19 protein-coding genes are annotated in these 25,894 nt (G+C 61.4%); 13 read left to right on the top strand and 6 right to left on the bottom strand.

Features of this window, described 5'->3' with window-relative positions:
• The first annotated feature begins 118 nt into the window (after positions 1 to 118).
• From fabD to gmk, 7 genes are all read left to right on the top strand, one after another.
• Entirely contained in the window at positions 119 to 1,066 is a 948-nt protein-coding gene (gene fabD, locus H163_RS0118455) for an ACP S-malonyltransferase (RefSeq protein ID WP_019966099.1), read from the top strand.
• A gap of 77 nt (positions 1,067 to 1,143) precedes the next feature.
• Entirely contained in the window at positions 1,144 to 1,881 is a 738-nt protein-coding gene (gene fabG / locus H163_RS0118450; RefSeq protein ID WP_026356038.1) for a 3-oxoacyl-[acyl-carrier-protein] reductase, read from the top strand.
• 249 nt (positions 1,882 to 2,130) lie between these two features.
• On the top strand, positions 2,131 to 2,367 hold the full coding sequence (locus H163_RS0118445; RefSeq protein WP_019966097.1) for an acyl carrier protein: 237 nt from the start codon (positions 2,131 to 2,133) through the stop codon (positions 2,365 to 2,367).
• A gap of 65 nt (positions 2,368 to 2,432) precedes the next feature.
• A complete protein-coding gene (gene fabF / locus H163_RS0118440; RefSeq protein ID WP_026356037.1) occupies positions 2,433 to 3,695 on the top strand; it encodes a beta-ketoacyl-ACP synthase II in 1,263 nt (420 codons plus the stop codon).
• 242 nt (positions 3,696 to 3,937) lie between these two features.
• A complete protein-coding gene (gene mltG / locus H163_RS0118435; protein WP_019966095.1) occupies positions 3,938 to 5,104 on the top strand; it encodes an endolytic transglycosylase MltG in 1,167 nt (388 codons plus the stop codon).
• 80 nt (positions 5,105 to 5,184) lie between these two features.
• The gene (locus H163_RS0118430) at positions 5,185 to 6,075 is read left to right on the top strand and encodes a YicC/YloC family endoribonuclease (RefSeq protein WP_019966094.1); all 891 of its coding nucleotides are present in this window, start codon (positions 5,185 to 5,187) and stop codon (positions 6,073 to 6,075) included.
• 3 nt (positions 6,076 to 6,078) lie between these two features.
• Positions 6,079 to 6,804: a guanylate kinase gene (gene gmk / locus H163_RS0118425; protein ID WP_019966093.1), complete on the top strand. Its 726-nt coding sequence runs from the start codon at positions 6,079 to 6,081 to the stop codon at positions 6,802 to 6,804.
• A 163-nt stretch (positions 6,805 to 6,967) separates the two neighbouring features.
• On the opposite strand, the gene trmFO is transcribed toward gmk, so the two are convergent.
• Positions 6,968 to 8,443 carry a methylenetetrahydrofolate--tRNA-(uracil(54)-C(5))-methyltransferase (FADH(2)-oxidizing) TrmFO gene (trmFO, locus tag H163_RS0118420; protein ID WP_051105426.1) on the bottom strand — a complete coding sequence of 492 codons (1,476 nt, stop codon included), beginning with the start codon at positions 8,441 to 8,443 and terminating at the stop codon, positions 6,968 to 6,970.
• 224 nt (positions 8,444 to 8,667) lie between these two features.
• Between trmFO and H163_RS0118415 the strand changes: the two genes are divergently transcribed.
• Positions 8,668 to 9,318 carry a hypothetical protein gene (locus H163_RS0118415; protein WP_019966091.1) on the top strand — a complete coding sequence of 217 codons (651 nt, stop codon included), beginning with the start codon at positions 8,668 to 8,670 and terminating at the stop codon, positions 9,316 to 9,318.
• Positions 9,319 to 9,601: 283 nt separating this feature from the next.
• Here H163_RS0118415 and H163_RS24075 read toward each other — a convergent pair whose 3' ends face one another.
• The 3 genes from H163_RS24075 to uvrA all read right to left on the bottom strand — a co-directional run bounded on the left by H163_RS24075 (position 9,602) and on the right by uvrA (position 14,451).
• A complete protein-coding gene (locus tag H163_RS24075) occupies positions 9,602 to 9,751 on the bottom strand; it encodes a DUF1127 domain-containing protein (RefSeq protein WP_019966090.1) in 150 nt (49 codons plus the stop codon).
• Between the two features lie 505 nt (positions 9,752 to 10,256).
• Complete coding sequence (locus H163_RS24070) at positions 10,257 to 10,406, bottom strand: DUF1127 domain-containing protein (protein ID WP_019966089.1); 150 nt, start codon at positions 10,404 to 10,406, stop codon at positions 10,257 to 10,259.
• A gap of 1,135 nt (positions 10,407 to 11,541) precedes the next feature.
• Positions 11,542 to 14,451 carry an excinuclease ABC subunit UvrA gene (gene uvrA / locus H163_RS0118400; RefSeq protein WP_040679225.1) on the bottom strand — a complete coding sequence of 970 codons (2,910 nt, stop codon included), beginning with the start codon at positions 14,449 to 14,451 and terminating at the stop codon, positions 11,542 to 11,544.
• A gap of 824 nt (positions 14,452 to 15,275) precedes the next feature.
• Between uvrA and H163_RS0118390 the strand changes: the two genes are divergently transcribed.
• Positions 15,276 to 15,860 (top strand): single-stranded DNA-binding protein, encoded by a 585-nt coding sequence (locus H163_RS0118390; protein WP_019966086.1) that lies wholly within the window; start codon positions 15,276 to 15,278, stop codon positions 15,858 to 15,860.
• 357 nt (positions 15,861 to 16,217) lie between these two features.
• The gene (locus tag H163_RS0118385) at positions 16,218 to 18,203 is read left to right on the top strand and encodes a L,D-transpeptidase family protein (RefSeq protein ID WP_019966085.1); all 1,986 of its coding nucleotides are present in this window, start codon (positions 16,218 to 16,220) and stop codon (positions 18,201 to 18,203) included.
• 224 nt (positions 18,204 to 18,427) lie between these two features.
• On the opposite strand, the gene H163_RS0118375 is transcribed toward H163_RS0118385, so the two are convergent.
• The gene (locus H163_RS0118375; RefSeq protein ID WP_019966084.1) at positions 18,428 to 18,634 is read right to left on the bottom strand and encodes a hypothetical protein; all 207 of its coding nucleotides are present in this window, start codon (positions 18,632 to 18,634) and stop codon (positions 18,428 to 18,430) included.
• A 349-nt stretch (positions 18,635 to 18,983) separates the two neighbouring features.
• Between H163_RS0118375 and H163_RS24065 the strand changes: the two genes are divergently transcribed.
• The 3 genes from H163_RS24065 to H163_RS0118360 are packed head-to-tail and all read left to right on the top strand — an operon-like array spanning position 18,984 to position 25,385.
• Positions 18,984 to 21,887 carry a TerB N-terminal domain-containing protein gene (locus H163_RS24065; RefSeq protein ID WP_019966083.1) on the top strand — a complete coding sequence of 968 codons (2,904 nt, stop codon included), beginning with the start codon at positions 18,984 to 18,986 and terminating at the stop codon, positions 21,885 to 21,887.
• 10 nt (positions 21,888 to 21,897) lie between these two features.
• Positions 21,898 to 23,214 carry an ATP-binding protein gene (locus H163_RS0118365; RefSeq protein WP_026356033.1) on the top strand — a complete coding sequence of 439 codons (1,317 nt, stop codon included), beginning with the start codon at positions 21,898 to 21,900 and terminating at the stop codon, positions 23,212 to 23,214.
• Entirely contained in the window at positions 23,214 to 25,385 is a 2,172-nt protein-coding gene (locus H163_RS0118360; RefSeq protein ID WP_019966081.1) for a DEAD/DEAH box helicase, read from the top strand. Before H163_RS0118365 ends, H163_RS0118360 begins: the two co-directional genes overlap by 1 nt.
• Positions 25,386 to 25,652: 267 nt before the next feature.
• Here the strand turns inward: H163_RS0118360 and H163_RS23185 are convergent.
• Positions 25,653 to 25,894 (bottom strand): transposase (locus H163_RS23185; protein WP_019966080.1); only part of this gene is annotated, 242 nt, incomplete at its 5' end.

The following is a 25,894-nucleotide window of genomic DNA, read 5'->3' as shown; positions in this document are numbered from 1 at the left end:
GCCGGGACATATCGAATGGCGGTTTTCTCCGCCCGTCTGTCTTCCCAGTCCCTTGCATCATGAGTTGAGAACAGCCGGCCGCTCCAGAGCCGGTGCCAAGCGACGGAGGCCGCGCATTATGGGCGTTGCATTCATTTTCCCCGGTCAGGGCAGCCAGGCCGTGGGCATGGGCAAGGAACTGGCGGAAGGCTCTGCCGAGGCACGTGCCGTCTTTGCAGAAGTGGATGAGGCGCTCGGCGAGAAGCTCTCCGAACTCATGTGGAATGGCCCCGAGGATCAGCTGACCCTTACGGCCAATGCCCAGCCCGCGCTGATGGCTGTCAGCCTTGCAGCGCTGCGCGTGATGGAAGCACGCGGCATCGACCTCAAGGCCTCTGCGTCTTATGTCGCCGGTCATTCGCTTGGCGAATATTCCGCCCTTGCGGCTGCCGGGAGCCTGTCCATCGGTGATGCGGCGCGTCTGCTGCGCCTGCGCGGCCAGTCCATGCAGGCCGCTGTGCCGGTGGGTGTTGGCGCCATGGCGGCGCTGCTCGGCCTTGATTTCGACGTTGCCCGTGAAGTTGCGGCGGAAGCCAGCGCTCCGGGCGAGGTCTGTGAAGCGGCCAACGACAATGCGCCGGGCCAGGTTGTGGTCTCCGGCCACAAGGCAGCCGTTGAGCGGGCGCTTGAAATTGCCAAGACCAAGGGCGGGCGCCGCGCCGTGCTTCTGCCGGTGTCCGCACCCTTCCATTGCTCCTTGATGCAGCCGGCTGCCGATGCCATGGCTGAAGCGCTGGCGGGCGTCACCATTCACGCGCCGAAGGTGCCGCTGGTTGCCAACGTGCTGGCGCGCCCGGTGACGGATCCGGCCGAAATCCGCAACCGTCTGGTGGAGCAGGTCACCGGCACCGTACGCTGGCGCGAATCCATCGAGTGGCTGGCAGGCGAGGGGATTGACACTTTTGTCGAGATCGGTGCCGGCAAGGTTCTGACCGGCATGATCAAGCGCATTGCCAAGGATGCGGGCGGCCTTGCCGTCAACACTCCGGGCGATGTGGATGCCGTGCTGGAGCGCCTGAACGGCTGACAGCGGATCATATGCGGCGCTGCCATGGCCTTTGGCCGGGCTGCACCGCTGACAGGAAACTGGAAGGAAACATCACGATGTTCAGCTTGACCAACAGGACGGCTCTCGTCACCGGCGCCACCGGCGGCATCGGCGAGGCCATTGCCCGCGCGCTGCACGCACAGGGCGCCACCGTCACCCTGTCCGGCACGCGCGCCGAAAAGCTGGAGGCGCTGGCCGCCGATCTGAAGGAGCGGGTGCATGTCGTCCCCGCAAACCTGTCCGACCGCGCAGCCGTGGAAGCGCTGGTTCCGGCAGCGGAAGCGGCCATGGGCCAGATCGACATTCTGGTGAACAACGCCGGCATCACCCGCGACAACATCTTCATGCGCATGAAGGATGAAGAGTGGGATCAGGTGCTGGAAGTGAACCTCACCTCCAACTTCCACATCTGCCGTTCGGCCATCAAGGGCATGATGAAGCGCCGCCATGGCCGCATCATCGGCATTGCCTCCGTGGTCGGCGTCACCGGCAACCCGGGCCAGGCCAATTACGCAGCGGCCAAGGCCGGCATGATCGGCATGTACAAGTCCATCGCCCGCGAGATCGCCAGCCGCAATGTCACGGTCAACACGATCGCGCCCGGTTTCATCGAAACCGCGATGACGGACGTGCTGAACGGCAAGCAGAAGGAATCGATTCTCGGATCGGTTCCGGCAGGCCGTCTGGGCACGGCTGCGGAAATTGCCGGTGCGGCTGTGTATCTTGCCAGCGACGAGGCAGCCTACATGACGGGCCAGACGCTGCATGTGAATGGCGGCATGGCCATGATTTGACTTTGGAATCCGTGTTTTGTGCCATTGGCGGAAAACGCGGGTCCACTCCAGGGGCGGCGGCTGGTCAAGCCTGATAAAGTGTGATACCTAGCCGCCGATTATTCTGGAAAGACTGACGGAATGGCTTGATTTCATGGGCCCTCCGTTGCTCTTGTCCGGGTAGCGCCCGTAAGCAGGCTGTGCGAAGACTGAAGTCAGGTTCATCCTGCAGCGTGTGTCCGGTTCGTAAAAACCACCGAGGTAAATAAAATGAGCGATATCGCGGAACGAGTTAAGAAGATCGTTATCGAGCACCTGGGCGTCGACGCCGAGAAGGTCGTTGTTGGTGCAAGCTTCATCGATGACCTCGGCGCGGACAGCCTTGACACCGTCGAGCTGGTCATGGCTTTCGAAGAAGAATTCGGCGTCGAGATCCCCGACGATGCAGCCGAGACGATCCTGACTGTCGGCGACGCGGTCAGCTTCCTCGAAAAGAACGCCGGTTAATCTCCGGTTATTCGTGACCTGTGGGGGGAAGCGGTGACGCTTCCGCCCGGAACATGTGCGGGCTGATGAGACGAGTAGTTATTACCGGTATGGGCATGGTGACGCCGCATGGTAGCGGCGTTGACGTGACGTGGAAGAAGATCCTTGAGGGCAAGAGTGCTGCGCAGCGCGTCAGCAGCTTCGAAGTCGAGGACCTCGCCTGTAAAATTGCCTGTCAGATCCCGCGCGATCCGTCAGTCGAAGGGGCCTTCAACCCCGACGACTGGATGGACCCGAAGGAGCAGCGCAAGGTCGACGATTTCATCGTCTACGCCATGGCTGCTGCCGATCAGGCGCTCGCCGATGCAAACTGGAAGCCCGTGACGTACGAGGAGCAGATCCGCTCCGGCGTGCTGATCGGCTCCGGCATCGGCGGCCTGCAGGGCATTGAGGAAGCAGCCCACGTGCTGCGGGACAAGGGGCCGCGCCGCCTCAGCCCGTTCTTCATTCCCGGCCGCCTGATCAACCTGGCCGGCGGTCAGGTTTCCATCCGCCACGGCCTCAAGGGGCCGAACCATGCCGTCGTGACGGCCTGCTCCACCGGCGCGCATGCGATCGGTGACGCGGCCCGCCTCATCGCGCTTGATGATGCCGATGTCATGGTGGCCGGTGGCACCGAATCTCCGGTCTGCCGCCTTGCTCTGGCAGGCTTTGCCGCCTGCCGCGCGCTGTCGACGATTTACAACGATACGCCGGAAAAGGCCTCGCGCCCCTACGACAAGGACCGTGACGGCTTCGTCATGGGCGAGGGCGCAGGTGTGGTCGTGCTTGAAGAATACGAGCACGCCAAGCGCCGCGGCGCTACCATTTATGCCGAAGTCATCGGCTATGGCCTGTCGGGCGATGCCTATCACATCACGGCTCCGTCCGAAGATGGTGATGGCGCCTACCGCTGCATGAGCGCAGCGATGAAGCGAGCCGGCATCACGGCAGCCGATATCGACTACATCAATGCCCACGGCACCTCGACGATGGCTGACACCATCGAGCTGGGCGCGGTCGAGCGTCTGGTGGGTGATGCTGCGGACGGCATCTCCATGTCCTCCACCAAGTCCTCCATCGGTCACCTTCTGGGTGCCGCTGGTGCGGTTGAGGCGATTTTCTCTGTCCTCGCCATCCGCGACAACATTGCGCCCCCGACGATCAACCTCGACAACCCGTCTGTCGAAACGAAGATCGATCTGGTGCCGCATCAGCCGCGCAAGAAGCAGATCAATGTTGCCCTGTCGAACTCCTTTGGCTTCGGCGGCACCAACGCTTCGCTGGTCCTGCGCCGCGTCGAGGGCTGAACGCCCTCCCATCACGATTTCCTCGTTTCGCCGCATTGACAAGGTTAATCCTTGACCGGTGCGGCGGGGCCGGACGGTGGCACAGAGCCGGGCCGGAGAGCTTCCGGCCATCTGGCCGCAGTTGAACGAGAGGGGAGGGACTGCCGGCATGGCCGGACGGGTCTCCCTCATACCCTTGAAAATCTGCTGCGGACCCTCTTGCGGGGCGCCGGGGGCGGCAGGATCCGAAGGAGCGAGCGACCATGCGTGTCAAGCCAAAGAGCCCACGCGAGGCCATCCAGCCCGACCGGGCGCCAGAACCGCCCCAGCGGTCGCGCCATGCCCGAAATCCTATTGTCATCCTGATCAATCTGGTGCTTTCCAGCGCCGTCATCCTGATTCTTGCCGTTGGTGCAGGCATCTATTGGGGCAAGCAGGAATTCGATGCCGCTGGTCCTCTGACGGAAGACAAGACTGTCATCATTTCCTCCGGCCAGGGCCTGGGCGGGATCGCCGACACCCTGGAGCGCAACGGAGTGATCACCGATGGCATGGTGTTCAACCTGGGTGTGCGGGCCTACAAGAACGCGGCCCGGCTGAAGGCCGGTGAATACGAGTTCAAGGCCAGCTCCAGCATGCGCGACGTGATGACGGACCTGGTGGAAGGCAAGGCGGTGGTCTATTCCGTCACCATCCCTGAGGGCTGGTCCACGGCGCAGGTGATCCGGCGTCTGCGCGAGAACGAGATTCTCACCGGCGAGATCACCGACATCCCGCCGGAAGGCGCGCTGCTGCCTGAGACCTACACATTCACCCGCGGCGCCTCGCGTCAGCAGATCCTCAACCAGATGCAGGCGGCGCAGACCAAGCTTCTGGCGGAAATCTGGGCGCGCAGGGTTGAAGGCCTGCCGGTGCAGACGCCCGATGAGCTGGTCATTCTGGCGTCCATCGTCGAGAAGGAGACGGCCCGCGCCGATGAGCGCCCGCGCGTTGCCGGCGTCTTCGTCAACCGGCTGAACAAGTCGATGCCGCTGCAGTCTGACCCGACCATTCTCTACGGGCTTTATGGCGGCGACGCGTGGACCACGGACCGCAGTGCCATCACCCGCGCCGATCTCGACAAGAAGACCGAATACAACACCTATCAGATCCGCGCGCTGCCGCCGGGCCCGATCGGCAATCCGGGCCGTGCGGCCATGGAAGCGGTGTCCAACCCGTCGCGGACGAAGGATCTCTATTTCGTTGCCGACGGCACGGGTGGCCATGTCTTTGCTGAAACTTACGAGCAGCATCAGGCCAATGTGCGCAAGTGGCGCGAGATCGAGCGCACCCGCCGTGCCGGGCAGGCAGGTGGCAGCGGCGCTTCTGCCAGCGAAGACGCCCCTGCGGCGGCCGCGCCGGAAGGTGCTGCTCCGGCAACACAGAACTGAACCGGAAGGGACAAACGCCAGCATGCGCGGGCGGTCTGGCGTCTGTCTCCTGATCCGGTTCCGGGGGGAAGGAAGAGGACATGGCTTTGTCCAGCATGACCGGCTTTGCCCGGGTTGAAGGATCTCATGGCGCGGTGCGCTGGCACTGGGAGCTGCGCTCCGTCAACGGCAAGAGCCTTGATCTGCGCTTCCGGCTGCCGCCGGGCATGGAAGAACTGGAAGCGCAGCTGCGCGAGCGCTGCGGCAAGGCTCTGGCCAGAGGCAATGTTTCCATTTCCCTGTCTGTTCAGCGTGAGCAGGGCGATGCAGTCCTCACCATCAATGAGGCGGCGCTCGAAGCCGTTCTGCATGCGGTGCAACTGCTGAAGCGGCGCCTGCCCGAAGCCGTGCCGCCGAGCCTTGATGGCATCCTTGCCCACAAGGGCGTGCTGGAACTGCGCGAGCCGGTGGAAGACGAAGAGGCCCGGGAAGCCCTGATTGCAGCGCTTGCCGCTTCCTTCGATGAGGCGCTGAAAGCGCTTGCCGCCATGCGCAAGGCGGAAGGTGCTGCCATCCGCGCCGTGCTTGACGGTCAGCTTGCCGCCATTGCTGCAGCAACGGATGCAGCCGAAAAGCATCCGGCGCGCACGGCGGAGGCGATCCGCGACAGGCTTGCCGCACAGGTTTCGGCCTTGCTGGAGGCAGCGCCCGCGCTGGAACCGCAGCGGCTGCATCAGGAGGCGGTGCTTCTGGCAACCCGCGCCGACATCCGCGAGGAGCTGGACCGGCTTGGCGCTCACGTGGCTGCCGCCCGCAAGCTTCTGGCTGATGGCGGACCGGTGGGCCGCAAGCTTGATTTCCTCGCACAGGAATTTAACCGGGAAGCGAATACGCTCTGCTCGAAATCCAATGACGTGGCGCTGACGGCCATCGGCCTTGAGCTGAAATCCGTCATCGACCAGATGCGTGAGCAGATCCAGAATCTGGAGTGATCAATGGCCGGCAGCAAGTCCGCCCGTCCCGCCGGGACATCCGTTACCGCCGATGAGGCCGAGGCACACCGCCGCGGCCTCATGCTCGTTCTGTCTTCGCCTTCTGGCGCGGGCAAGTCGACGATTGCCCGCAATCTGCTGGGGCAGGAGACAAGCCTGTCCCTGTCCATCTCCGTGACGACGCGCCCGCGCCGCACCAGCGAGATTGACGGTGTGCACTACCATTTCATTTCCCGTGAAAAGTTTGAGCTGATGCGCGACCGGGAAGAGCTGCTGGAATGGGCCGAGGTGCATGGCAACTACTACGGCACGCCGCGCGATCCGGTGGAGCAGGCGCTGCGCAGCGGCCGGGACGTGCTGTTCGACATCGACATCCAGGGCACCTTCCAGCTTTATGAGCGGATGCGCGAGGATGTCGTGTCGATCTTCATCCTGCCGCCGTCCATTGCCGAGATGAAATCCCGCCTGCACCGGCGTGCGGAAGATGCCGATGACGTGATCCTAAGGCGGCTAAAGACCGCTGTCAGCGAGATGCGCCACTGGAGCGAATATGACTATGTGGTCGTCAACGACGATCTCAGCCGCGCCTTCCTTGCCGTGCAGTCCATCCTGCGCGCCGAGCGCCACCGCCGCTCCCGCTCCGCCGCCATCGGGCCCTTCATCGACGGCATGGTGGACGACCTGCGCCGCGAGTTGGGCGAGGCCGGCGTGAGCGATGCCGAAGGCTGATCTTTTTTTCTTCATCTGAAATGAAACGGGGCTCCGCATGCGGGGGCCTGTTTGTTTTGCAAGAAATGAAATGACTTTCCTCTGCGCTATCCCGGCCTTGTGCCGGGACCTGTCAGCGGCGCAAGGAGCCCGCCCTGCCAAAGGCGTCTTCAACCTGCGACACTCAGCCCGCCATCTGCGGCAGGCTGACTTCCTGCACCCAGCTCCCGAAATCGCTGCGGGCCCGCTGGGTCATGGCAAGCTTGCGGGCCTTGGCCTTTTCCGCCCCGCGCAGGCGCTTGCCGTCTTCGCCCTTGTTCGGGGCTTCCACCGGCGGAAACAGGCCGAAGTTGACATTCATCGGCTGGAACGAGCGCGGCGCGCCTTCTTCCTCATGCACAAGGTGGCCGCCGGTGATATGCGCCAGCAGCGCGCCCATGGCCGTGGTGGCGGGCGGCGGCGTCAGGTCACGTCCCAGAGCCGCCGCGGCGGCAAACAGCCCGGCCATGCAGCCGACGGAGGCCGATTCCACATAACCTTCGCAGCCGGTGATCTGGCCGGCAAAGCGCAGGCGCGGATCGGCCTTCAGCCGCAGCGTGCCATCCAGCAGCTTCGGCGAATTGAGGAAGGTGTTGCGGTGCAAGCCGCCGAGCCGGGCAAAGACGGCGTCTTCCAGCCCCGGAATCATGCGGAAGATCTCCGCCTGTGCGCCATATTTCAGCTTCGTCTGGAAGCCGACCATGTTGTAGAGCGTGCCGAGCGCATTGTCCTGGCGCAGCTGCACCACGCCATAGGCCTTGACGGTCGGGTTATGGGCGTTGGTGAGGCCCATCGGCTTCATCGGTCCATGGCGCAGGGTTTCGCGGCCGCGCTCCGCCATCACCTCGATGGGCAGGCAGCCGTCGAAATAGGGGGTGTTGGCCTCCCATTCCTTGAATTCTGTCTTCTCGCCCGCGATCAGCGCATCGATGAAGGCCTCGTACTGGGCCTTGTCCAGAGGGCAGTTGATGTAATCCTTGCCCGTGCCGCCCGGACCCACCTTGTCATAGCGGGACTGGAACCAGGCCACATCCATGTTGATGGAATCAAAATGCACGATCGGGGCAATGGCGTCGAAGAAGGCGAGCGAATCCTCACCCGTGCGCGCCAGAATCGCTTCCGACAGAGCCGGCGAGGTGAGGGGGCCGGTGGCAATGATCACATTGTCCCAATCTTCCGGGTCCCAGTCCTCCGGCGGCAGGCTGGTCAGCTCGCCGCGCTCGATGGTGATCAGCGGGTGCGAGGTGAGCATCTGCGTCACCGCTTCCGAAAAGCCGTCCCGGTCCACCGCCAGCGCGCTGCCGGCGGGCACCTGATGGGCATCGGCCGCCTGCATGATCAGCGAGCCGGCCTGACGCAGCTCCCAGTGCAGCAGGCCGACGGCGTTGTAATCCGCATCGTCGGAGCGGAAGGAGTTGGAGCAGACCAGCTCGGCCAGCCCGTCCGTCTTGTGGGCATCCGTTGCCCGCACCGGGCGCATTTCATGAAGAATTACCGGAACGCCGGCGCGGGCGATCTGCCAGCTTGCTTCGGAACCGGCGAGACCGCCGCCGATTACATGAATGGGTTTCGTCACGTGGCTCTGCCTGTGCTTGTGCTGAAAAGGGGCTGGACCGGACATATGTCCCGGCGGCCGGTCCTGCGGCGCCAGTCCGCGCTGCGGTCCTGCATCTCAAGCCCCTGATACCCGCATGACCCGGGCGATGCAACGGAAAGCCGCCGTTGAACCTGAGCCGGGGCGGTCTGGCGTTTGGCTGGACAGGTGCATTTGCCGTAGGCTGGGCAGAGAGAGGTCCGGAGACTGGCGCGGACGGGCAGCGCTCCGGCATAAAGCGAAGGCGGCACATGCAGACCAAGGCAGACTACCTGCACATCAGCAAGGCAGGACGCGCCCTTCAGATGCTGCTGGCAGCCACAGTACTGGCGGGCTGCGCGGCGCAGGCTGAACTGGGGCCGGAGATCTGGTACCGCGACCGCAAAGCGCTGCTGCCCAAGGCGGATAGGCTCTACATCTGTCACGGCTTCGGCTGCACCTATAAGGCGCCGGTGGATTTTTCCAGCGCGGACAGGCGGAAGCTTGCATCGATTCTCGCCTCAGGCAAGGAATCACCTGCGGCAGAGCGCAGGGCCGTGTCCCGGGCCGTGCAGTGGCAGGAGGCGCGCGTGACGGCAGCGCTTGGAACTGCGCCGGATATTGGCGGCCTCGACATGCGCAATGCCGGTGTGCCGGGTCAGATGGACTGTATCGACGAGGCCAGCAACACCACCAGCCTGCTTCTTTATGCAGAGCGTGCGGGGCTGTTGCGCCACCACCGCGTTGCGTCGCCCGTGGCGCGCGGCTTCCTGCTGGACGGGCGCTATCCGCATGCCACGGCGGTTCTGCGGGAAAGCGCGGGCGGTCAGGCCTATGCCATCGACAGCTGGGTGCGTGCCAATGCGAAACCGCCTGTGGTGCAGCCGCTCGAAAGCTGGTTTGGCGCAGCAGGTGCCTGGTGACGAAAATTCCGAAGGAAGGGGGCTTAAAACGAGAAAAGCGCTCGCCGATGGGAGGAGGAGTTCGGCGAGCGCTCTTTCCAGAGCCGGTTCGGGAGGAGGAGAACCGGCTTGTTCCGGACCGCAGGTGGGAGGAGGAGTCCTTTGGCCCGGGAGAACTGAGGCACCGCTTGGCGCCCCGTTGTTGAGTATGTTGTACCGCGGGTCTGGCGATACTGCCATGCACAATTCTGCATGGCTGGCCTGCTTATGCTGCAGAGCAGCGAAAACAGGCCGGGGCTGCGTCTTAGCGCATGGCCCCGCGGGCGACGGAGGCGATGTCTGCGCGGGAGATGCCGATGTCGCTCAGCTCACGCGAGGACATGCGGGCCAGCTCTTCATAGGTGGCGCGGTACTTCTTCCACGAGCGATACTTGGAGACGATGTCGTGCAGCATGATTTTATCCGTTCTTTGCTTTGTCTTTGAAACTGTGGCAGCGCTCTTGTTGGCGTTGCATCTTGTGACGCTTATCTAGGCTTGTTCGCAGGCTTCAGCTATGGGGGCTTCCACATGCCTGCCCTGCAGGCAATGCAATGCATGATTAATGTGCATCTGCACAGGTGAAGGGCATATGGCCGGATTGTGGCGGCGCCCTCCGCCGCGGGGTGGAATCAGGGTTGCGCACCTGCCGTAGAGTTGCTTCGCCGGAAGGGGGTAGCGGTGAGCGGAGGGAGGAGCTGAGTGGACAGCAAAAAGGCCGCCGGCAAATCTGCGGCAGCCTGACATCAGATCTAACGATTTGATTTGAAAGACGTATCGAACATCAGACAAACGAACGCCCGCCAGTGGGAGGAGGTACTGGCGGGCGCTGTTTCAGCAGGCAGGGTTTGGGAGGAGAAGAACCCCGCCGGCACACAGTCACAAGGCTTGGGAGGAGGAGAGCCCGTGACCGCGATCTCGATTACATGCTGGCGCGGCGTGCGATGAAACGGATATCGCCGCGGCCAATGCCCAGGTCGCTGAGTTCGCGATTGGACAGACGGGACAGCTCGTCCACCGTGCGGCGGTAGTTGACCCAGGAATTGTACTTGCGAACAACAGTGTCGATCATTTTCGTGTTCCTTGAACCGTCTGGAGCGTCAGCTGTCGGCCCGCGGCCGGTTTGGCCATTGTGCGGTGCAGCGCCGTTCCGATGTCCAAGAGATAGTCCGTTTTCGCATTTGCGAGAAGTGGAAGTTTGGCATGTCAGTCATGCGAATTATGCAAAGCGGAAAAACAAACGATGATGAGCGGTCATCAGGTGTGATGAAGGGCATTTAAACCGATAAAATCGCAGAAATTCGCGCTGCAGCAGGAAATGCGCAGGAGGCTTCCGGTTGTGTCCCGATTGCGTGCTGCCGCAAGACTTGTATTGCAATGCAGCGAAAGCCGGATTCGCGCATGTCACATACGCCGGGTGCATGGCGTGAGCCATACTTTGGAAGCTGCCACAAGGGATCCACCTCTGCCTTGCGGAAGGTCAAAGCTGATTTGAGACAGAACAGCCGTGTTTCAGGAAGAGGCTGGGGCGGATAGCTGCTGCACCTTGCCTGTCAGGTGCGAAACACGGCAAAGCGGGCCCTGTATTGTCTCCGCCTTGCCCAGCCTGCAGCCTCTGCACCTTGCGATCCCTGCAGCGGGACTGTGCCTTATCCCTATTGCCACCCATCCTCCTGATGAGGGCACTTCCCCGCATTCTGTTGTCCCGGCTTATACCAATGCTCGGTGAGCTTGACGCATCGAGCATTGGTATAAGCCCGTGCGGCGCTTGAGCATTTTCAGGGCGGTACAAGCCGGTGCGGCGTTTAAACATGTTCAAGCATGATGCGTCAGCATCGAAAGCCTTGGTATGATGGGCCAGCAGCAAGGCCGGGGCCGGGAACCCGTGGCCCTCAATAGACATGATACGGGCACCTGCGTCCCGTCAGGGATCTGCAGCTTTCCAGCTCCCCCGGACCGCCGCTTCGGCCCGCGGGTCAGCCCGCTTGCTCGCGGAAGATATGCCGGAAACTGCTGAAGACAGCACCCGGCAGGCCTCACGTCCATACCGCAGGCCATGCCAGCCCGCCGGGCAGCTCCCGCAGCAAACTGGCCTTCAATCTCCACATCGCCCAAGGCGGCGGATATGTAGCGCGTCTATGCTTCCTCAGCACCCGCGTCTGCTCCCGGAGAGGGCGGGGCTCCCGTTCAGAGCGGCCCCTTCTTTGTCACTCGGCGGCGGCGGTCCGCTTTTGCGGGCGGCGCTCCAGCAGCTCCTTGAGGAACTGCCCGGTATGGCTTGCGGGATTCGCGGCAACATCCTCCGGACGGCCTTCGGCCACCACCGTGCCGCCGCCATCACCGCCCTCGGGGCCAAAGTCGATCAGCCAGTCCGCTGTCTTGATGACCTCGAGATTATGCTCGATCACCAGCACCGAATTGCCCTGCTCGACCAGCTCGTGCAGCACCTCCAGCAGCTTGGCAACATCGTGGAAATGCAGGCCGGTCGTTGGCTCGTCGAGGATATAGAGTGTGCGGCCGGTGGACCGGCGTGACAGTTCCTTGGCGAGCTTCACACGCTGTGCCTCACCGCCAGAGAGCGTCGTCGCCTGCTGGCCCACCTTGATATAGCCAAGGCCCACCTGTGCCAGGGTTTCCATCTTTTCCCGCACCGCCGGAACGGCCGAGAAGAAGCCTGCCGCCTCTTCAACGGTCATGTCGAGCACGTCGGCGATCGACTTGCCCTTGAACTGCACCTCGAGAGTCTCGCGGTTGTAGCGCTTGCCCTTGCAGACGTCGCAGGTGACATAGATGTCCGGCAGGAAGTGCATCTCGATCTTGATGACGCCATCGCCCTGGCAGGCTTCGCAGCGGCCGCCCTTGACGTTGAAGGAGAAGCGTCCGGGCTGATAGCCGCGCGCCTTTGATTCCGGCATGCTGGCGAACCATTCACGAATCGGCGTGAAGGCTCCCGTGTAGGTCGCAGGATTCGAGCGCGGTGTCCGGCCGATGGGTGACTGGTCGATGTCGATCACCTTGTCGAGATGCTCCAGCCCCTCGATCCGGTCATGCGGGGCAGGGTTCTCGCGTGCGCCGTTGAGCCGCCGCGCGGCCGACCGGAACAGGGTGTCGATGAGGAAAGTGGACTTGCCGCCCCCCGAGACGCCGGTGATGCAGGTAAAGGTGCCAAGCGGAATCTCCGCCGTGACATTCTTCAGATTGTTGCCGCGCGCGCCGATGACCTTGATCTGCCGCTTCTTGTTGATCTTGCGCCGCTCTGCGGGCAAGGCGATGCCGCGCGTTCCGCTCAGATATTGTCCAGTGAGCGAGTTCGGGTCTGCCATGATCTGCGCCGGCGTGCCCTTGGAGACGATTTGGCCGCCATGGACGCCAGCGCCCGGGCCCACATCCACCACATAATCGGCCGTCAGCACTGCATCCTCGTCATGCTCCACGACGATCACGGTGTTGCCGAGATCGCGCAGGTGGCGCAGCGTGTCGAGAAGCCTTGCATTGTCGCGCTGATGCAGGCCGATCGACGGCTCGTCCAGTACATAAAGAACGCCCGTCAGGCCGGAGCCGATCTGTGAGGCGAGACGGATCCGCTGGCTTTCGCCGCCCGACAGCGTGCCGGAATTGCGTGACAGCGACAGATACTCCAGCCCCACATCATTGAGGAATTTCAGCCGCTCGCGGATTTCCTTGAGAATCCTTGCGGCAATTTCCTGCTGCTTGCCGTTCAGCGCCTCATCCAGCCCGTTGAACCAGGCCCCGGCATCGCGGATCGACATGTCCGCCGCGTGGCCGATGTGCTTGCCGCCAATCCTGACGGCAAGGGCCTCGGGCTTCAGGCGGTAGCCGTTACAGGCCGGGCAGGGGTGGTTTGACTGGAAACGCTCCAGCTCTTCACGGACCCAGGCCGAATCCGTTTCGCGCCAGCGCCGCTCGATATTGCCCAGAACGCCTTCGAAGGTCTTCTTTGCGCGGTAGCTGCGCACACCGTCGTCATAGACGAACTCAAGCTCGGTCTTGCCGGTGCCATACAGCACCGCATGGCGCACGTCATCCGGCAGCTCGCGCCAGGGCGTTGCCATGGACACCTTGAAATGCCGGCAGATGGCTTCCAGCGTCTGGGCATAATAGGGCGAGGTCGAACCGGTCTTGGCCCAGGGCAGCACCGCGCCCTCGCGCAGTGACAGGCTCTGGTCGGGCACCACCAGGTCCGCCTCGAAGGCCAGCGTTGTGCCGAGGCCATCACAGGACGGGCAAGCGCCGAAGGGGTTGTTGAAGGAGAAGAGGCGGGGCTCGATCTCGGGGATGGTGAAGCCGGACACCGGGCAGGCGAATTTCTCCGAAAAGATGATCCGCTCATGGGTTTCATTGCGGTTCTGCAGCACCGCATCCTTGCCGGTGGCGATTTCCAGCGGCTTGTCCGCAAACTCGGCAATGGCAATGCCATCGGCCAGCTTCAACGCCGTTTCGAAGGAATCGGCAAGACGGCCTGCAATGTCCTCACGCACGACGATGCGGTCCACCACCACATCGATGTCATGCTTGAACTTCTTGTCGAGGGCAGGGGCCTCGGAAATCTCATGAAACTCGCCGTTGATCTTGACCCGCTGGAAGCCCTTTTTCATCAGCTCGGCCAGTTCCTTGCGGTATTCGCCCTTGCGCCCGCGCACCACCGGAGCCAGCAGATAAAGCCGGGTGCCTTCCTCCAGCGACATGACCCTGTCGACCATCTGGCTGACGGTCTGGCTCTCGATTGGCAAGCCCGTCGCTGGCGAGTAGGGGGTGCCCACGCGCGCAAACAGCAGACGCATGTAGTCATAGATCTCGGTGACCGTGCCCACCGTCGAGCGCGGGTTGCGCGAGGTGGTTTTCTGTTCGATCGAGATGGCGGGAGACAGGCCGTCGATCTGGTCCACATCCGGCTTCTGCATCATCTCCAGAAACTGGCGTGCATAGGCCGAGAGGCTTTCGACATAGCGGCGCTGGCCTTCCGCATAGATCGTGTCGAAGGCGAGAGACGACTTGCCCGAACCGGACAGGCCCGTCATCACGATCAGCTTGTCGCGCGGCAGGTCCAGATCAACGTTCTTGAGGTTGTGCTCGCGCGCGCCGCGGATGGAAATCATCTTGTCACGGCTGAGGCCCGTCAGGGCAGATCCCTGTTCCTTGCTCTGCGGTTCGGCGGCGGCATCCTTGGCCATCGGTATCGTCCTGAACTTGCCCGGCGCGGGCATGAAAACTGGCAGCAGTTATAAGCGCCGCACAACAGGCCTCAACTGGCAAAATGCTGTGCGGATGAGAATGTCCTGGCCTGTTCCGGTCAGGCGCGGTTGAGGGCTCGTGAAAAGTCAGCCTGAGAAACGCCTGAGCTGCGGCGATGGTTCATGCTTGACCGGCAGGGACGGACCCGTCTGCCCGGAATGTTCCGTCTGTATCATCTGCGGTCCTTCCTTCGCATGTTCAAGACAAGCCTCTTACAGTCTGCGGCCTGGCCTACGTTTTTTGCGGGTCTTCCGGATCACATTTCGGAGTGTGAACGTAACAGGAACAAAACTGCGAAGCAAGCCGCATCTCCGTGAAAAACTGCTGTTGTGCCTCTTTTCCGGCTGTGGCGGGTCTTTGATGCGAAAGCAGGAAAATGGCTCTTGACCATAGGAACAAAAAAAGAACAATCTATGCCTGCAGCGGCTTGAAAGCGGCCAGGTTTGTGGACAACGCGGCGCAGCCGGGCGGAATGGTTCGCATGAGGGGCGAAGAGGCGTTAGGGTCGCCCCATCAACCGGTTTCTGCTGCCGTCCAGGAGGGCGCCTGATCTGGCTTCCGGGCCGGAAGGGGCGTGTTTCCAGGCTGTTCTTGTGAGCAGCGGACAGGCGCAGGGCGGCGCCGGCCTTGGGCTGTGCCCGTGCCGGGATTGGACGACAAACGACAGACAAAAGCAGGAGCCACTGGTATGGCGGGTAGCGTGAACAAGGTCATTCTGGTTGGCAATCTGGGTGCGGATCCCGAGATCCGCCGCACGCAGGATGGCCGTCCCATCGCCAATTTGCGCATCGCCACGTCCGAGACGTGGCGGGACCGCGGGTCGGGCGAGCGGCGCGAGCGCACCGAATGGCACCGGGTGGTGATCTTCAATGAAGGCCTTTGCAAGATCGCCGAGCAATATCTTCGCAAGGGCGCGAAGGTTTACATCGAGGGGCAGCTGCAGACCCGCAAATGGCAGGACCAGAGCGGTCAGGAGCGCTTCTCCACTGAAGTGGTGCTGCAGGGCTTCAACTCGGCACTGACCATGCTGGACGGGCGCGGCGAAGGCGGCGGTGGCGGCGGTGGTGGCGCACTGCCGGATTATGGCTCAGGCGGTGGCTATGATGGTGGCTCCAGCGGCGGCGGTGGCGGCGGCTATGGCAGTGGTTCTGGCAGCGGCGGCGGTTACGGTGGCGGCTCCAGTGGCAGCGGCGGTTATGGCGGTGGCTCTGGCGGCTCCGGTGGTGCAGGCGGCGGCTATGGCGGCGGCATGGACGACGAGATCCCGTTCTGACGGAGCCTCGCGGAAACCTGCAGATGGCCGGGCCTGATGGCAGCCCTTGCAGAGCAATGCAGGGTCGCGCGAAGGCCGGGCATCCGCTTCAAACTGTTGTGAAGGTTGGGTTTCATTAACCATCTGGTTGCTGCTGGCAGGGTAGCTTTGCGCTCTGCCAGCGGAACAGTCTGCAGGGTCTGAACGTTCGGAAACCGTGCCCAATATGCCGGTCCGCCGTTCCTGTGACACCGGTCACAGCGGCAAAATCCCGAACCTGCGAGGCTTTGCGGACTGCCCCGGCATCATTGAGCGGATTGGCCCCGGGGGCGAGTGGCCGGTCCTCATCTGATTTCGAGCTTGAGGCCTTTTGAGACCATGCGTCATACGCTGCAGCCCGCACGTTTCCTCTCCACACTCCTGGCAAGCGCTGCCATAGCTTCTCTCACGCTGACCGCCAGCGTTCAGCCGGCCGCTGCATTTCTGGACCGGATTTTCGGCGGGCGCCCTGTGGAAGAGCCGCAGCCTGTTCTGCCGGCACCGGCGCCCGTGCTGGACAAGGCCGTGATCGCTGCCAACAAGGTCTCAGCTCCGAAATATTACACCTACAAGGCCGATCAGCTGGCGGCTTTTTCTCTGAAGGCGCTGGCGGCAAGCCCGCAGCCCGCCGCAGGGCAAACGCCAGGTGGTGCCGCGTCCGGCGGGACTGGCGCAGTTCTGCCTGTGTCCGCTCAGGCCGTTGCACCTCAAGCTGCGGCTGACCAGACCGGCAGCATAGATTCGCCCGCCGGGCACGCGGCGGCTCTGGCATTTGACGCTGCGCGCCCGGCCTTTGCCGCGCTCAGCTTCAAGGCCTTGCCGGAAGTGGCCAAGGCGGTCGAAGCGTTCTATGCGCAGGAGCCGCGTTTCGTCTGGGTCGAAAATGGCGCGCCCGGTGCCCGGTTCGCCGCGCTGAAATCCGAGCTGGAGCGGGCAGGGGATTTCGGGCTGGATCCGGCCGATTACCGGGTCGAGGCGCCTGCGCTCACCGGCCTTGAGCCGGCCGCCCGCGATGCGGCTCTGGTGGATTTTGAGGTGAAGGCCTCCATCGCGGCGCTGACCTATGTGCTGGACGCGCGCCGTGGCCGGGTCGATCCGAACCGCATCTCCGGCTATCACGACCTGCCGCGCCACAAGGTGGACCTGACGGCCGAGGCGAAAGGGCTGGCGGCTGCAGCCGATGCGGGACAGTACCTGCGCTCGCGCCAGCTGGCATCGCCCCAGTTCACCGCGCTGGTGGAAGAGCTGGCGCGGTTGAAGCGCGAGACCTCCGATACCCCGCAGGTGGTGATTGCGGCCGGCACCCTGCTGAAGCCGGGCAAGTCCAGCCCCGAGGTGAAGAATGTGGTCGCCGCCATCCGCCTGCGCGGCTCTGCGGCGCTGCTGGAGGCGCACAAGGATCTGCTCGACACCTATATGGGTGAGGAGCTTTACAGCGATGCCATCGAAGATCTGGTCAAGGCCTATCAGGCCGAAGCCGGGCTCAATGCCGATGGCGTGGTCGGGGCGGGCACGATCCAGGCGCTGACGGGGGAAAGCAATGCCTCGAAGATCGCCAAGGTGGAACTGGCGCTGGAGCGGATGCGCTGGCTGCCGGAGAATCTTGGCGAGCGCCGCGTCTTCATCAACCAGCCGGCCTTCACGGTTGCCTATTTCGAGCCGGGCAAGGCGCCGCTGGAAATGCGCGCGGTCATCGGCAAGAAGTCGAACCAGACCAACTTCTTCTACGACACCATCGAGACGGTGGAATACAACCCCTATTGGGGCGTGCCCTATTCGATCATTGTCAATGAGAAGCTGTCGAAGCTGCAGCAGGATCCGGCATGGCTCGACAAGGCCGGATATGAAGTGACGACGGTGGCGGGCAAACCGGTTTCCTCGGCCAGTGTCGACTGGCATGCGGTGGCGACCGGCAAGATGCGGGTCAACGTGCGACAGCGCCCGGGCGATGACAATGCGCTTGGCGAGCTGAAGATCCTCTTCCCCAACAAGCACGCCATCTATATGCATGACACGCCGTCGCGCTCGCTGTTCAAGAAGGATATGCGCGCCTTCAGCCACGGCTGCGTGCGCCTTGCCGACCCGCGCGCCATGGCCGCCGCCGTGCTGGGCAAGACCGAGGCGCATGTGGCCAGCCGCATTGCCACGGGCAAGAACAACTCGGAAGACGTTGCCGGGAACATCCCGGTCTATATCGCCTATTTCACCGCCTGGCCGCAGACGGATGGCAGCATCGGCTATTTCGGCGATGTCTACGACCGCGACGCCTACCTGCAAAAAGCCCTCGAGGCCACCCGCAAGGCGCGGGGAACGGCGGAAAGCTGAGGTCTCAGACCACTTCAATAAGCTTGGCTAATTGAATGCTGGTCAAGCCCGTGCGGCGCATGAGCAATTTCAAGGCGTGATGCGCCAGCATCCCAGCGCCTTGCTATGAAAGCTGAAACCTGATGGAGGCGGCCCAACCGGGGCCGCCTTCGGCATATTCAATGCAGGGCAGTCAGAATGGCCTGATGGTGCGGGCGCTTAAAGAACACCTCGCCATGCCAGCCTCAGGCAGCCAGCATGATGCCGTTGCCATAGCGTGCCGTCAGCAGGGCGATCGGGCTGCGTTCGCCGTCCTCAAGAGCTTCCGTATCGACAAAACGCCAGTTGCGCTCGTAAAGATCAGAAGCATCCTGTCCGTCCAGCACCGTATTTCCGGGATGGCTCCAGCAGAGCAGCCTGAACTGCGGATAGTGACTTGTTTCAATCTTCATGTCTGCCTCACCGCTTCAAGCGTACAAAGATGGTATTCCCCTCACGGTGCAGCGTTTTGAAGCGGGTTCAAGCAGCTCGGGTTTCTGGCTATATCGAAGCCTGTTTGGGTCTGGTTGTCAGTGCCTCTCCCTTCGTTTTTTCCGGCAGTGTTTCAGGGGCTTTTGCAGACCACCGACGAAGGCCTTGAGGGGTGTCCGTCCTTGCAGGCACGGCTGATATTGGAAAGTTCGCTCGAAGGTCCATTCGACCCAATCGCGATCTCGACAGCGAGACATTCTAGAGTTGAGAACCTTTGGCGATATATGCAATGCTGGGAAGCATAGACGGACTTTTTCTGCTGGATTTTGAATGGTGCGAGGCAGCGTTTTAAAGCACATCAAATCTATTTTGACCTTGATGTTGGCCTGTATTTGGGTGGCTGGCGGGTTTCAGTTGGCATTGGCCCAGGACGCTGCAACCCGAGAGGTTCAGAAGCTTCTGACCGACCAGGGATATGATGCCGGCCCGGCTGACGGTTTCATGGGGCGGCGAACCGAGAGGGCGTTGAAGGCATATCAGGCGGCAAACGGGCTGGCGGTTACCGGGAAGCCGGACGCCGCGACTGCGGCGCTCCTGCGGCAGCCGCGGGTTACGCCGGCTAGATCCGAACAGATTCCCCCGCCTTCAGCCACACATACGGAACAACCCGTGCAGTCCACTGACAGTCTGGCTGGCCCCGTAGCCGGTTCGGTCGACAAGCAAGGGGGAGGTGTACAAGCAGCACAGCCCGTTCCGCCGGTCATGGCGCCGCCTTCGGCTTCCGCTGAAGAGCCCAGCAAGGATCGCGTGAATTCAGTCCCGGCTGCGAGCAAGGCGCTGCAACCCACGGATCCACAATCTCTGGTGCCCCCAATACGACGACAGACTGTCACTACCGCAGAAAACTTGGAAACGAGCCGTGCTCCAGCAGGAACAAAAACCTGGTGGTGGTTCGCTGGCGTTTTGGGGGGCCTAATCTGGCTTGTTCATCGCCGCAGGAGGAGGAAGGCTTCGAAAGTTGCTGAAGCGGGACCCGATGACCTGTTGCCGCTGCAGGACCAGGAGCCGGCTCAACCCAAGACATCGAAGCAAGAAGCCCTGACAAATCGCCCTGTGTCCGAACATGCTCGAGAGTGGAAGGTGGCCGCGCCATTGATGGGCAATATGGCGAGGACAAACTCCAGTTCACGCTGGATCCCTAGCGGGCAATCTGTGGAAGTCGCCGGTCGGACGATTGGCGGTCTGGTTTATGTCGGGGTGCCGCCCCGAATTGGCCCGTATGATACGAAATGCCGCGCTTATATCGATCCGACGCTTTCGGTCGCAAAAAGCGGGACTGATCTTGAGGGGAATGGCATGGGTTATTGGCCCAGCTATTCCGAGATCTCGGCCTCATCGCGGGCGACCTATCTGGAGTGGCTTCGCTCTGGCCGAAACGATACGGCTTACAATCCCGGCTACCTGTTTCTCTATTTCTACGGTTTGGAGCGACGTTTCTGCGAGAATTTTTCCGGAACTGAAGAGAAAAATATTATTTTTGACGAAGTTAAAAGACTTCGGTCTCTCTTCCAAGATAACTATTCAGTGCAAAAATATCTTGGAAATTTTATCGACTACGCTTCCGTTGTGTTGGGGAGGGGTGAGGATAACTATCTCTTGACCCGTCGATATGAAATTGGCCTGCCTCTTTCATTAAGGGTATCGGTCGGAATATTTTTGGAGCAAGAGAAGCCGTTGGATGCTGAAATCGTGTTTCAGTGGTGGCGGTTACATCCTGAAAGTCAGGTGCGGACCGTAGCCAGGCGTTGCCCTGACGAATTTCAGGCTCTGTTTCGGGAGAAGTTCGTTTCCCGGTATCCTAAGGGATTGAATGTGAGCAAGCCGAAGCGGGTGCTTAAAGGCACTTATGAGGCCGCTTCAAGCGAGTTCACATTTGACTTTACACCCAAGATCGGCGGGAAAGAGCTCGCGGACATTTCCAACCTGAAGAAGCCAGTCACGATCGCTCAGGAAATTGCCGATGAGGCAATGAACGAGCTCGACAGGTTCAGTCGCTACCTGTCACGCAATCCGGAGGGGCGGGGGAGTGTCGAGGCGCAAGCCTTGCTCCCCAAGGAACTCTGGAAACTGTTTCCATCCGAAGAGCTGGATGCCCTGTCCGGCTGGGCCGGCGCCATTATCAATGACGGGGGGCTCGTTTCCCTCGTGGACGTCATTTATAGACTGGAAGGGGCGTATCCGGAAAAGGTCGGGAAACGGCAACTCTCGGACGCGGCCGACGCTCTTGCCAGATTGGGCGCCGGAATGGCCCCGGATCCTCGCTTTTCCCTCAGGAGCCCCAAGGTGGGGGATCCTGTCGTTCTGTTCAAGCTGCCAGACGACGACATACATCTTGGAGATGTGACGGATCGCTATCGTGCAGCTCTCATCCAGTTGGCGGTCGGGACCTTTGTCGCCCAGGCGGACGGTACTGTGGTGCCTTCCGAGGAAGCAGCCTTGAAGAATGCCATTGCCGGCCAGGCGGATCTTACCCCCGCCGAACAGGCACGTCTGCTCGCCAACCTGAAATGGCTCCTGATGGTTCCGCCAGACATGTCACTGCTCAGGGGCAAATTGAAGGCTGCGACGCCGGAACAGCAAAAGGCCATCCGGGACTTCGCGGTGACCATGGCCCATGCCGACAGCTTGCTTCGGCCCGAGGAGGTTGGAGGCATCGAAAAAATCTACAAGGCTCTCGGCGTGGACACAGCGGATGTCTATTCGGACATCCATTCAACCGTCTTCAGGGATGTGCCTGTTACAGTCCGAGCCGAACAGAAGGCAAGGAACGGGGAAACCCTGCCGGCCGAAGAGGGCTCTCCGCTCAAGCTGGATGCCGGGAGGATTGCCGCCATACAATCGGATACGGCAAGCGTCTCGAGCGTTCTCGGATCGATCTTTGGCAATGAACTGGCGGACGAAGACGACGAGATCGAGGTGAGCAGTGATTCCGGCTCCCGCTTTGCCGGACTGAGTGCAGGACACGCCGCCTTCCTCTCCGACCTCATTTTGCGAGACCATTGGACCGATGAGGAGTTCGACGGTCTGGCTGGCAGGCACAAGCTCATGGTTGCGGGGTGCCTGGAAGCCATCAACGAGTGGGCCTATGCCAGGTTCGATGATGCGCTTATCGAAGAATATGATGGCTATGATTTGAATATTGATGTTGTTCAAGAGCTTAGGGAAAGCGTCTAGGGAGGGCGTTGTGGCAGGGATCAAGCGCAAGGATCGCGATACGATCATTCAGGCCTTGAGGGCTGGGGTGGTTCCCAAGTTGGGATTGCAGCACATACAGGTTGGCCGCGCTCGCGAAATTCAGGAGCTGATCAATGACATGGAGCGGATCGCGGACGGTGGTTCTGCAATCCGTTTCATCATTGGAGAATATGGTTCGGGCAAGACCTTTTTCCTGAACCTCATTCGTCTCGTTGCACTTGAGAAGGGGCTGGTGGTCATGTCAGCCGATCTGGCTCCCGACCGCAGGCTGCACGCCACCGGAGGGCAGGCGCGGGGGCTTTATGCCGAAATGGCCCGTAACCTGTCGACCCGGACCAAGCCGGACGGAGGCGCGCTGACAAGCGTCGTGGAACGCTTTGTCAGTCAGGCGCACCAGGAGGCCCAAAGCAAAGGGATCGAGACAGGAACCATCATACGTGAAAGGCTTGCCCATTTCGAGGAACTGACAGGTGGATATGATTTTGCCACCGTCTTGCACCGGTACTGGGATGGGCATGAAAGCGGTGATGACGATCTGAAGTCGGCAGCGCTGCGATGGCTGCGCGGCGAGTTTTCAACCAAGACCGACGCAAGGAAGGCGCTTGGGGTGCGCACGATCGTCGATGATGCTAGCGTCTACGATCATCTGAAATTGATGTCGGAGTTTGTGTGTGCCGCCGGATACAAGGGGCTTCTCGTCTCGCTTGATGAGATGGTCAATCTCTTCAAGCTGACATCTTCCCAGGCGAGAAATGCAAATTACGAGCAAATTCTCCGCATCCTCAACGATGTTCTGCAAGGCTCGGCTGCACATCTGGGTTTCATGATGGGCGGGACGCCTGAGTTTCTCATGAACACGCGCAGGGGGCTTTACAGCTACGAGGCCCTGCAATCCCGTCTGGCGGAGAACACCTTCGTGCGCGACGGTCTGATCGATCTGTCAGGGCCGGTCATCCGGCTGGCTAACCTGACACCCGAAGACATGTTCGTACTCCTGGGCAACATCCGTGCTGTCATGCAGGAACCGGGGTCAGCACTTCCCGACGAGGCGCTTCAAGCCTTCATGGTTCACTGTTCCGCGCGGATTGGTGAGGCTTACTTCCGCACGCCGCGCAACACGGTGACAGCGTTTGTGAACATGCTCGCAGTGCTGGAGCAGAACCCGGGCACGCAATGGTCTGACCTGATTGACGGTATTTCCATCGCCACGGACGGCGGAGACGACATGAGCGACATTGACGACGTTCCAGGCGCATCGCACGCCGGCGCCGGCGGGGACGACGATCTGGCAAGCTTCAGGCTTTGATGACTGCCTACGACAAACTGGCGCGCCCTGTACAGAGGTGGATCCGGGATCAAGGCTGGAGAGAGCTGCGCGATATTCAGGCACGCTCCGTCCACGCGGTGATTGATGGTACATGCGACCTTATCATCTCAGCCTCGACGGCAGGCGGAAAGACGGAAGCTGCGTTCCTGCCCCTGATATCCCAGGCGGTCGACCAGGAGGAAGCCGGGCAGCAGGCCGGCTTCAATATCCTTTATGTCGGGCCGCTGAAGGCGCTCATCAATGATCAGACCCGCCGTCTCGAAGAGATATGCGAAAAGGCGGGGCTTCCGGTGATACCATGGCATGGCGACGTGCCGTCTTCAGTGAAGGCTCGCGCCCAGAAGAATCCCCGCGGTATTCTTTTGATCACGCCTGAATCTCTGGAGGCGATTTTCGTCACCAAGAGCACCCTGGTGCCGAAGTTGTTTTCCCGGTTGAATGCGATCGTCATTGATGAGCTGCATACGCTTCTGGATTCCGAACGTGGCGTTCAGCTTCGGTCTCTGTTCACTCGCATGGAAATTGCAACGGGAAAGCGTGTTCGACGCATCGGGCTTTCGGCTACGCTCGGGGACATGGAACTCGCCAGGTCCTTCTTGCGGCCCAGCGCTCCGGATGAGGTCATACCCATCGTCGGGGAAGAAAGCGAGGCTGAACTCAAGCTGCAACTGAAAGGCTATGCCGCAGGGGGAAAGGATGAAAGTCCGGACGCTTCGATACAGGCGATTTCCATGCATTTGTTCGAGAAGCTGCGCGGATCCGACAATCTCGTTTTCGCCGGAGCCAGGAACAGGGTGGAGGTGTTTGCGGATCGTCTCAGCACTATGTGCAGGGAGGCAAATCTTCCGCAGGAGTTCTACGCCCATCACGCAAGCCTGTCCCGGGATCACCGCGAGTTCGTCGAAAAGCGATTGAAGGACGCACGATTGCCGACAACTGCGATCTGCACCTCAACCCTGGAATTGGGGATAGACATCGGTGATGTCGCATGTGTTGCGCAGATCGGTGCGCCTTTCACGGTCGCTTCCCTGCGCCAGAGAATGGGAAGGTCGGGGCGCAGGGCAGGGCAGCCGGCGGTTCTAAGGCAATATGCGATCGAAGCAGATCTGCTTAGTTCGAGCGCCTTTTCGGATCGGCTGCGGCTCGGTCTCGTCCGGTCGATTGCGATGATCCAGCTGCTGCTTGAACGCTGGTGTGAAGCCCCCAAAGACAAGGCGCTCCATCTCTCCACTCTGGTCCATCAGATCCTCTCGGTCATCGCGGAGCGGGGTGGCGCGAGCGCCAGGCGCCTCTATACGACCCTTTGCGAAAAGGGGCCCTTTCACAACGTCTCCCAGGAGATGTTCCTTCAAGTGCTGAGAAGGCTTGGAGCCCCGGAGGTTGGGCTGATTGAGCAGGCGTCCGGCGGACTGCTCATGCTGGGAGGCAAGGGCGAGCGGCTTGTCGAGCACTATAGCTTCTATGCCGTTTTCATGACTCCAGAGGAATATCGTGTTGTGGCGGATGGCAAGGAGCTTGGCACATTGCCGATCGACAACATGCTGGCACCGGGAATGACCATCATCTTTTCTGGACGAAGGTGGGAGGTCGTTGAGCTTCACGATCAGGAAAAGGTGCTCATGGTCCGCCCCTCACGGCAAGGGGTTGCGCCGGTTTTCGGCGGCGATGCAGGCGAAATCGATGACCGCGTCATAGAGAAGATGTTCGAAATACTTGAGGGGGAGACAGTTCCCGTCTACCTGGATCAGCAGGCTAGGCAGCTGCTTGCGGAAGCGCGGTCAACGTACGAGTGGCTCAACGAAGTCGCTGATCGGATTATTCCGCTTGGAGAGCGTACCACCTTGCTCGCGACCCGGTGCGGCAGCGTGAAGAACACTACCCTGGCACTGGCTCTTCGCAACTTCGGGTTCCAGGTCCAAACTTACGACGGCTTCCTGGAAGTGCTTCAGGACAAGGCGAAAATTTCAGTGCCGGACGCTCTTCGGGAAATCTCCGAAGCCGAGGAAATTGATCTATTCTCGACGGATGTCAGCCTGAGTTTCGAGAAGTTCCATTCTTATCTGTCGACCCAGCTGCTTCAGCAGGATGCTCTCTCCAGCAGGCTTGATTTGGAAGGAGCAAAGGCGCTGGCGAGCTGGTTGCTGCAATGAGGCGGCTTCCTTAAAGCAGGAGGTCGGTGGCGCTAAAAGGCACGTTTTGCGAAACCAGGGCGGCGAAGGATTTGGGCTCAAAACAATTCAGATGGAGTGGGCAATTGCGATTGGATTTCTTCGCTTGTTCTTCGCCCCGCGAGCACCCGCTTGGTGACCCACTCCGGTTTTCGAATCGGTTTGAATGAACACTCCAGAGCGGCCAGGTCGGCTTATGACGGGAGTGTCAGGAATTTCGTGTACGGGCGTGCGGTTGAACATTTCTGTTTACGCCCTCGCGGCTTGGAAACGGTCCGCGAAGAGAACTGCGAATTGGGATTTAGCCATCGCCCATTCTCTGGCTGGCATTTTCCACTCTTTCTCCGATCTGTTCAAGACCAGATACAGGAGTTTGGTGGCCGCCTCGTCAGAGGGGAAGTGGCCCCTTGCCCGTACCGCGCGGCGTAGCTTGGAATTCAAGGCCTCGATGGCATTCGTCGTATAAATGATCCGCCGGACATCCTTGGGAA

The sequence above is a fragment of the Pannonibacter phragmitetus DSM 14782 genome, from assembly GCF_000382365.1.
GTDB lineage: Bacteria > Pseudomonadota > Alphaproteobacteria > Rhizobiales > Stappiaceae > Pannonibacter > Pannonibacter phragmitetus.
The sequence above is the reverse complement of the archived record's forward strand: the minus strand, read 5'-3'. Positions and strand labels throughout refer to the sequence as shown.

Coding starts and splice junctions, on each gene's coding strand:
- fabD (WP_019966099.1), top strand. CDS start 119: ATGGGCGTTGCATTCATTTTCCCCGGTCAGGGCAGCCAGGCCGTGGGC.
- fabG (WP_026356038.1), top strand. CDS start 1,144: ATGTTCAGCTTGACCAACAGGACGGCTCTCGTCACCGGCGCCACCGGC.
- H163_RS0118445 (WP_019966097.1), top strand. CDS start 2,131: ATGAGCGATATCGCGGAACGAGTTAAGAAGATCGTTATCGAGCACCTG.
- fabF (WP_026356037.1), top strand. CDS start 2,433: ATGAGACGAGTAGTTATTACCGGTATGGGCATGGTGACGCCGCATGGT.
- mltG (WP_019966095.1), top strand. CDS start 3,938: ATGCGTGTCAAGCCAAAGAGCCCACGCGAGGCCATCCAGCCCGACCGG.
- H163_RS0118430 (WP_019966094.1), top strand. CDS start 5,185: ATGGCTTTGTCCAGCATGACCGGCTTTGCCCGGGTTGAAGGATCTCAT.
- gmk (WP_019966093.1), top strand. CDS start 6,079: ATGGCCGGCAGCAAGTCCGCCCGTCCCGCCGGGACATCCGTTACCGCC.
- trmFO (WP_051105426.1), bottom strand. CDS start 8,443: ATGTCCGGTCCAGCCCCTTTTCAGCACAAGCACAGGCAGAGCCACGTG.
- H163_RS0118415 (WP_019966091.1), top strand. CDS start 8,668: ATGCAGACCAAGGCAGACTACCTGCACATCAGCAAGGCAGGACGCGCC.
- H163_RS24075 (WP_019966090.1), bottom strand. CDS start 9,751: ATGCTGCACGACATCGTCTCCAAGTATCGCTCGTGGAAGAAGTACCGC.
- H163_RS24070 (WP_019966089.1), bottom strand. CDS start 10,406: ATGATCGACACTGTTGTTCGCAAGTACAATTCCTGGGTCAACTACCGC.
- uvrA (WP_040679225.1), bottom strand. CDS start 14,451: ATGATTTCCATCCGCGGCGCGCGCGAGCACAACCTCAAGAACGTTGAT.
- H163_RS0118390 (WP_019966086.1), top strand. CDS start 15,276: ATGGCGGGTAGCGTGAACAAGGTCATTCTGGTTGGCAATCTGGGTGCG.
- H163_RS0118385 (WP_019966085.1), top strand. CDS start 16,218: ATGCGTCATACGCTGCAGCCCGCACGTTTCCTCTCCACACTCCTGGCA.
- H163_RS0118375 (WP_019966084.1), bottom strand. CDS start 18,634: ATGAAGATTGAAACAAGTCACTATCCGCAGTTCAGGCTGCTCTGCTGG.
- H163_RS24065 (WP_019966083.1), top strand. CDS start 18,984: ATGGTGCGAGGCAGCGTTTTAAAGCACATCAAATCTATTTTGACCTTG.
- H163_RS0118360 (WP_019966081.1), top strand. CDS start 23,214: ATGACTGCCTACGACAAACTGGCGCGCCCTGTACAGAGGTGGATCCGG.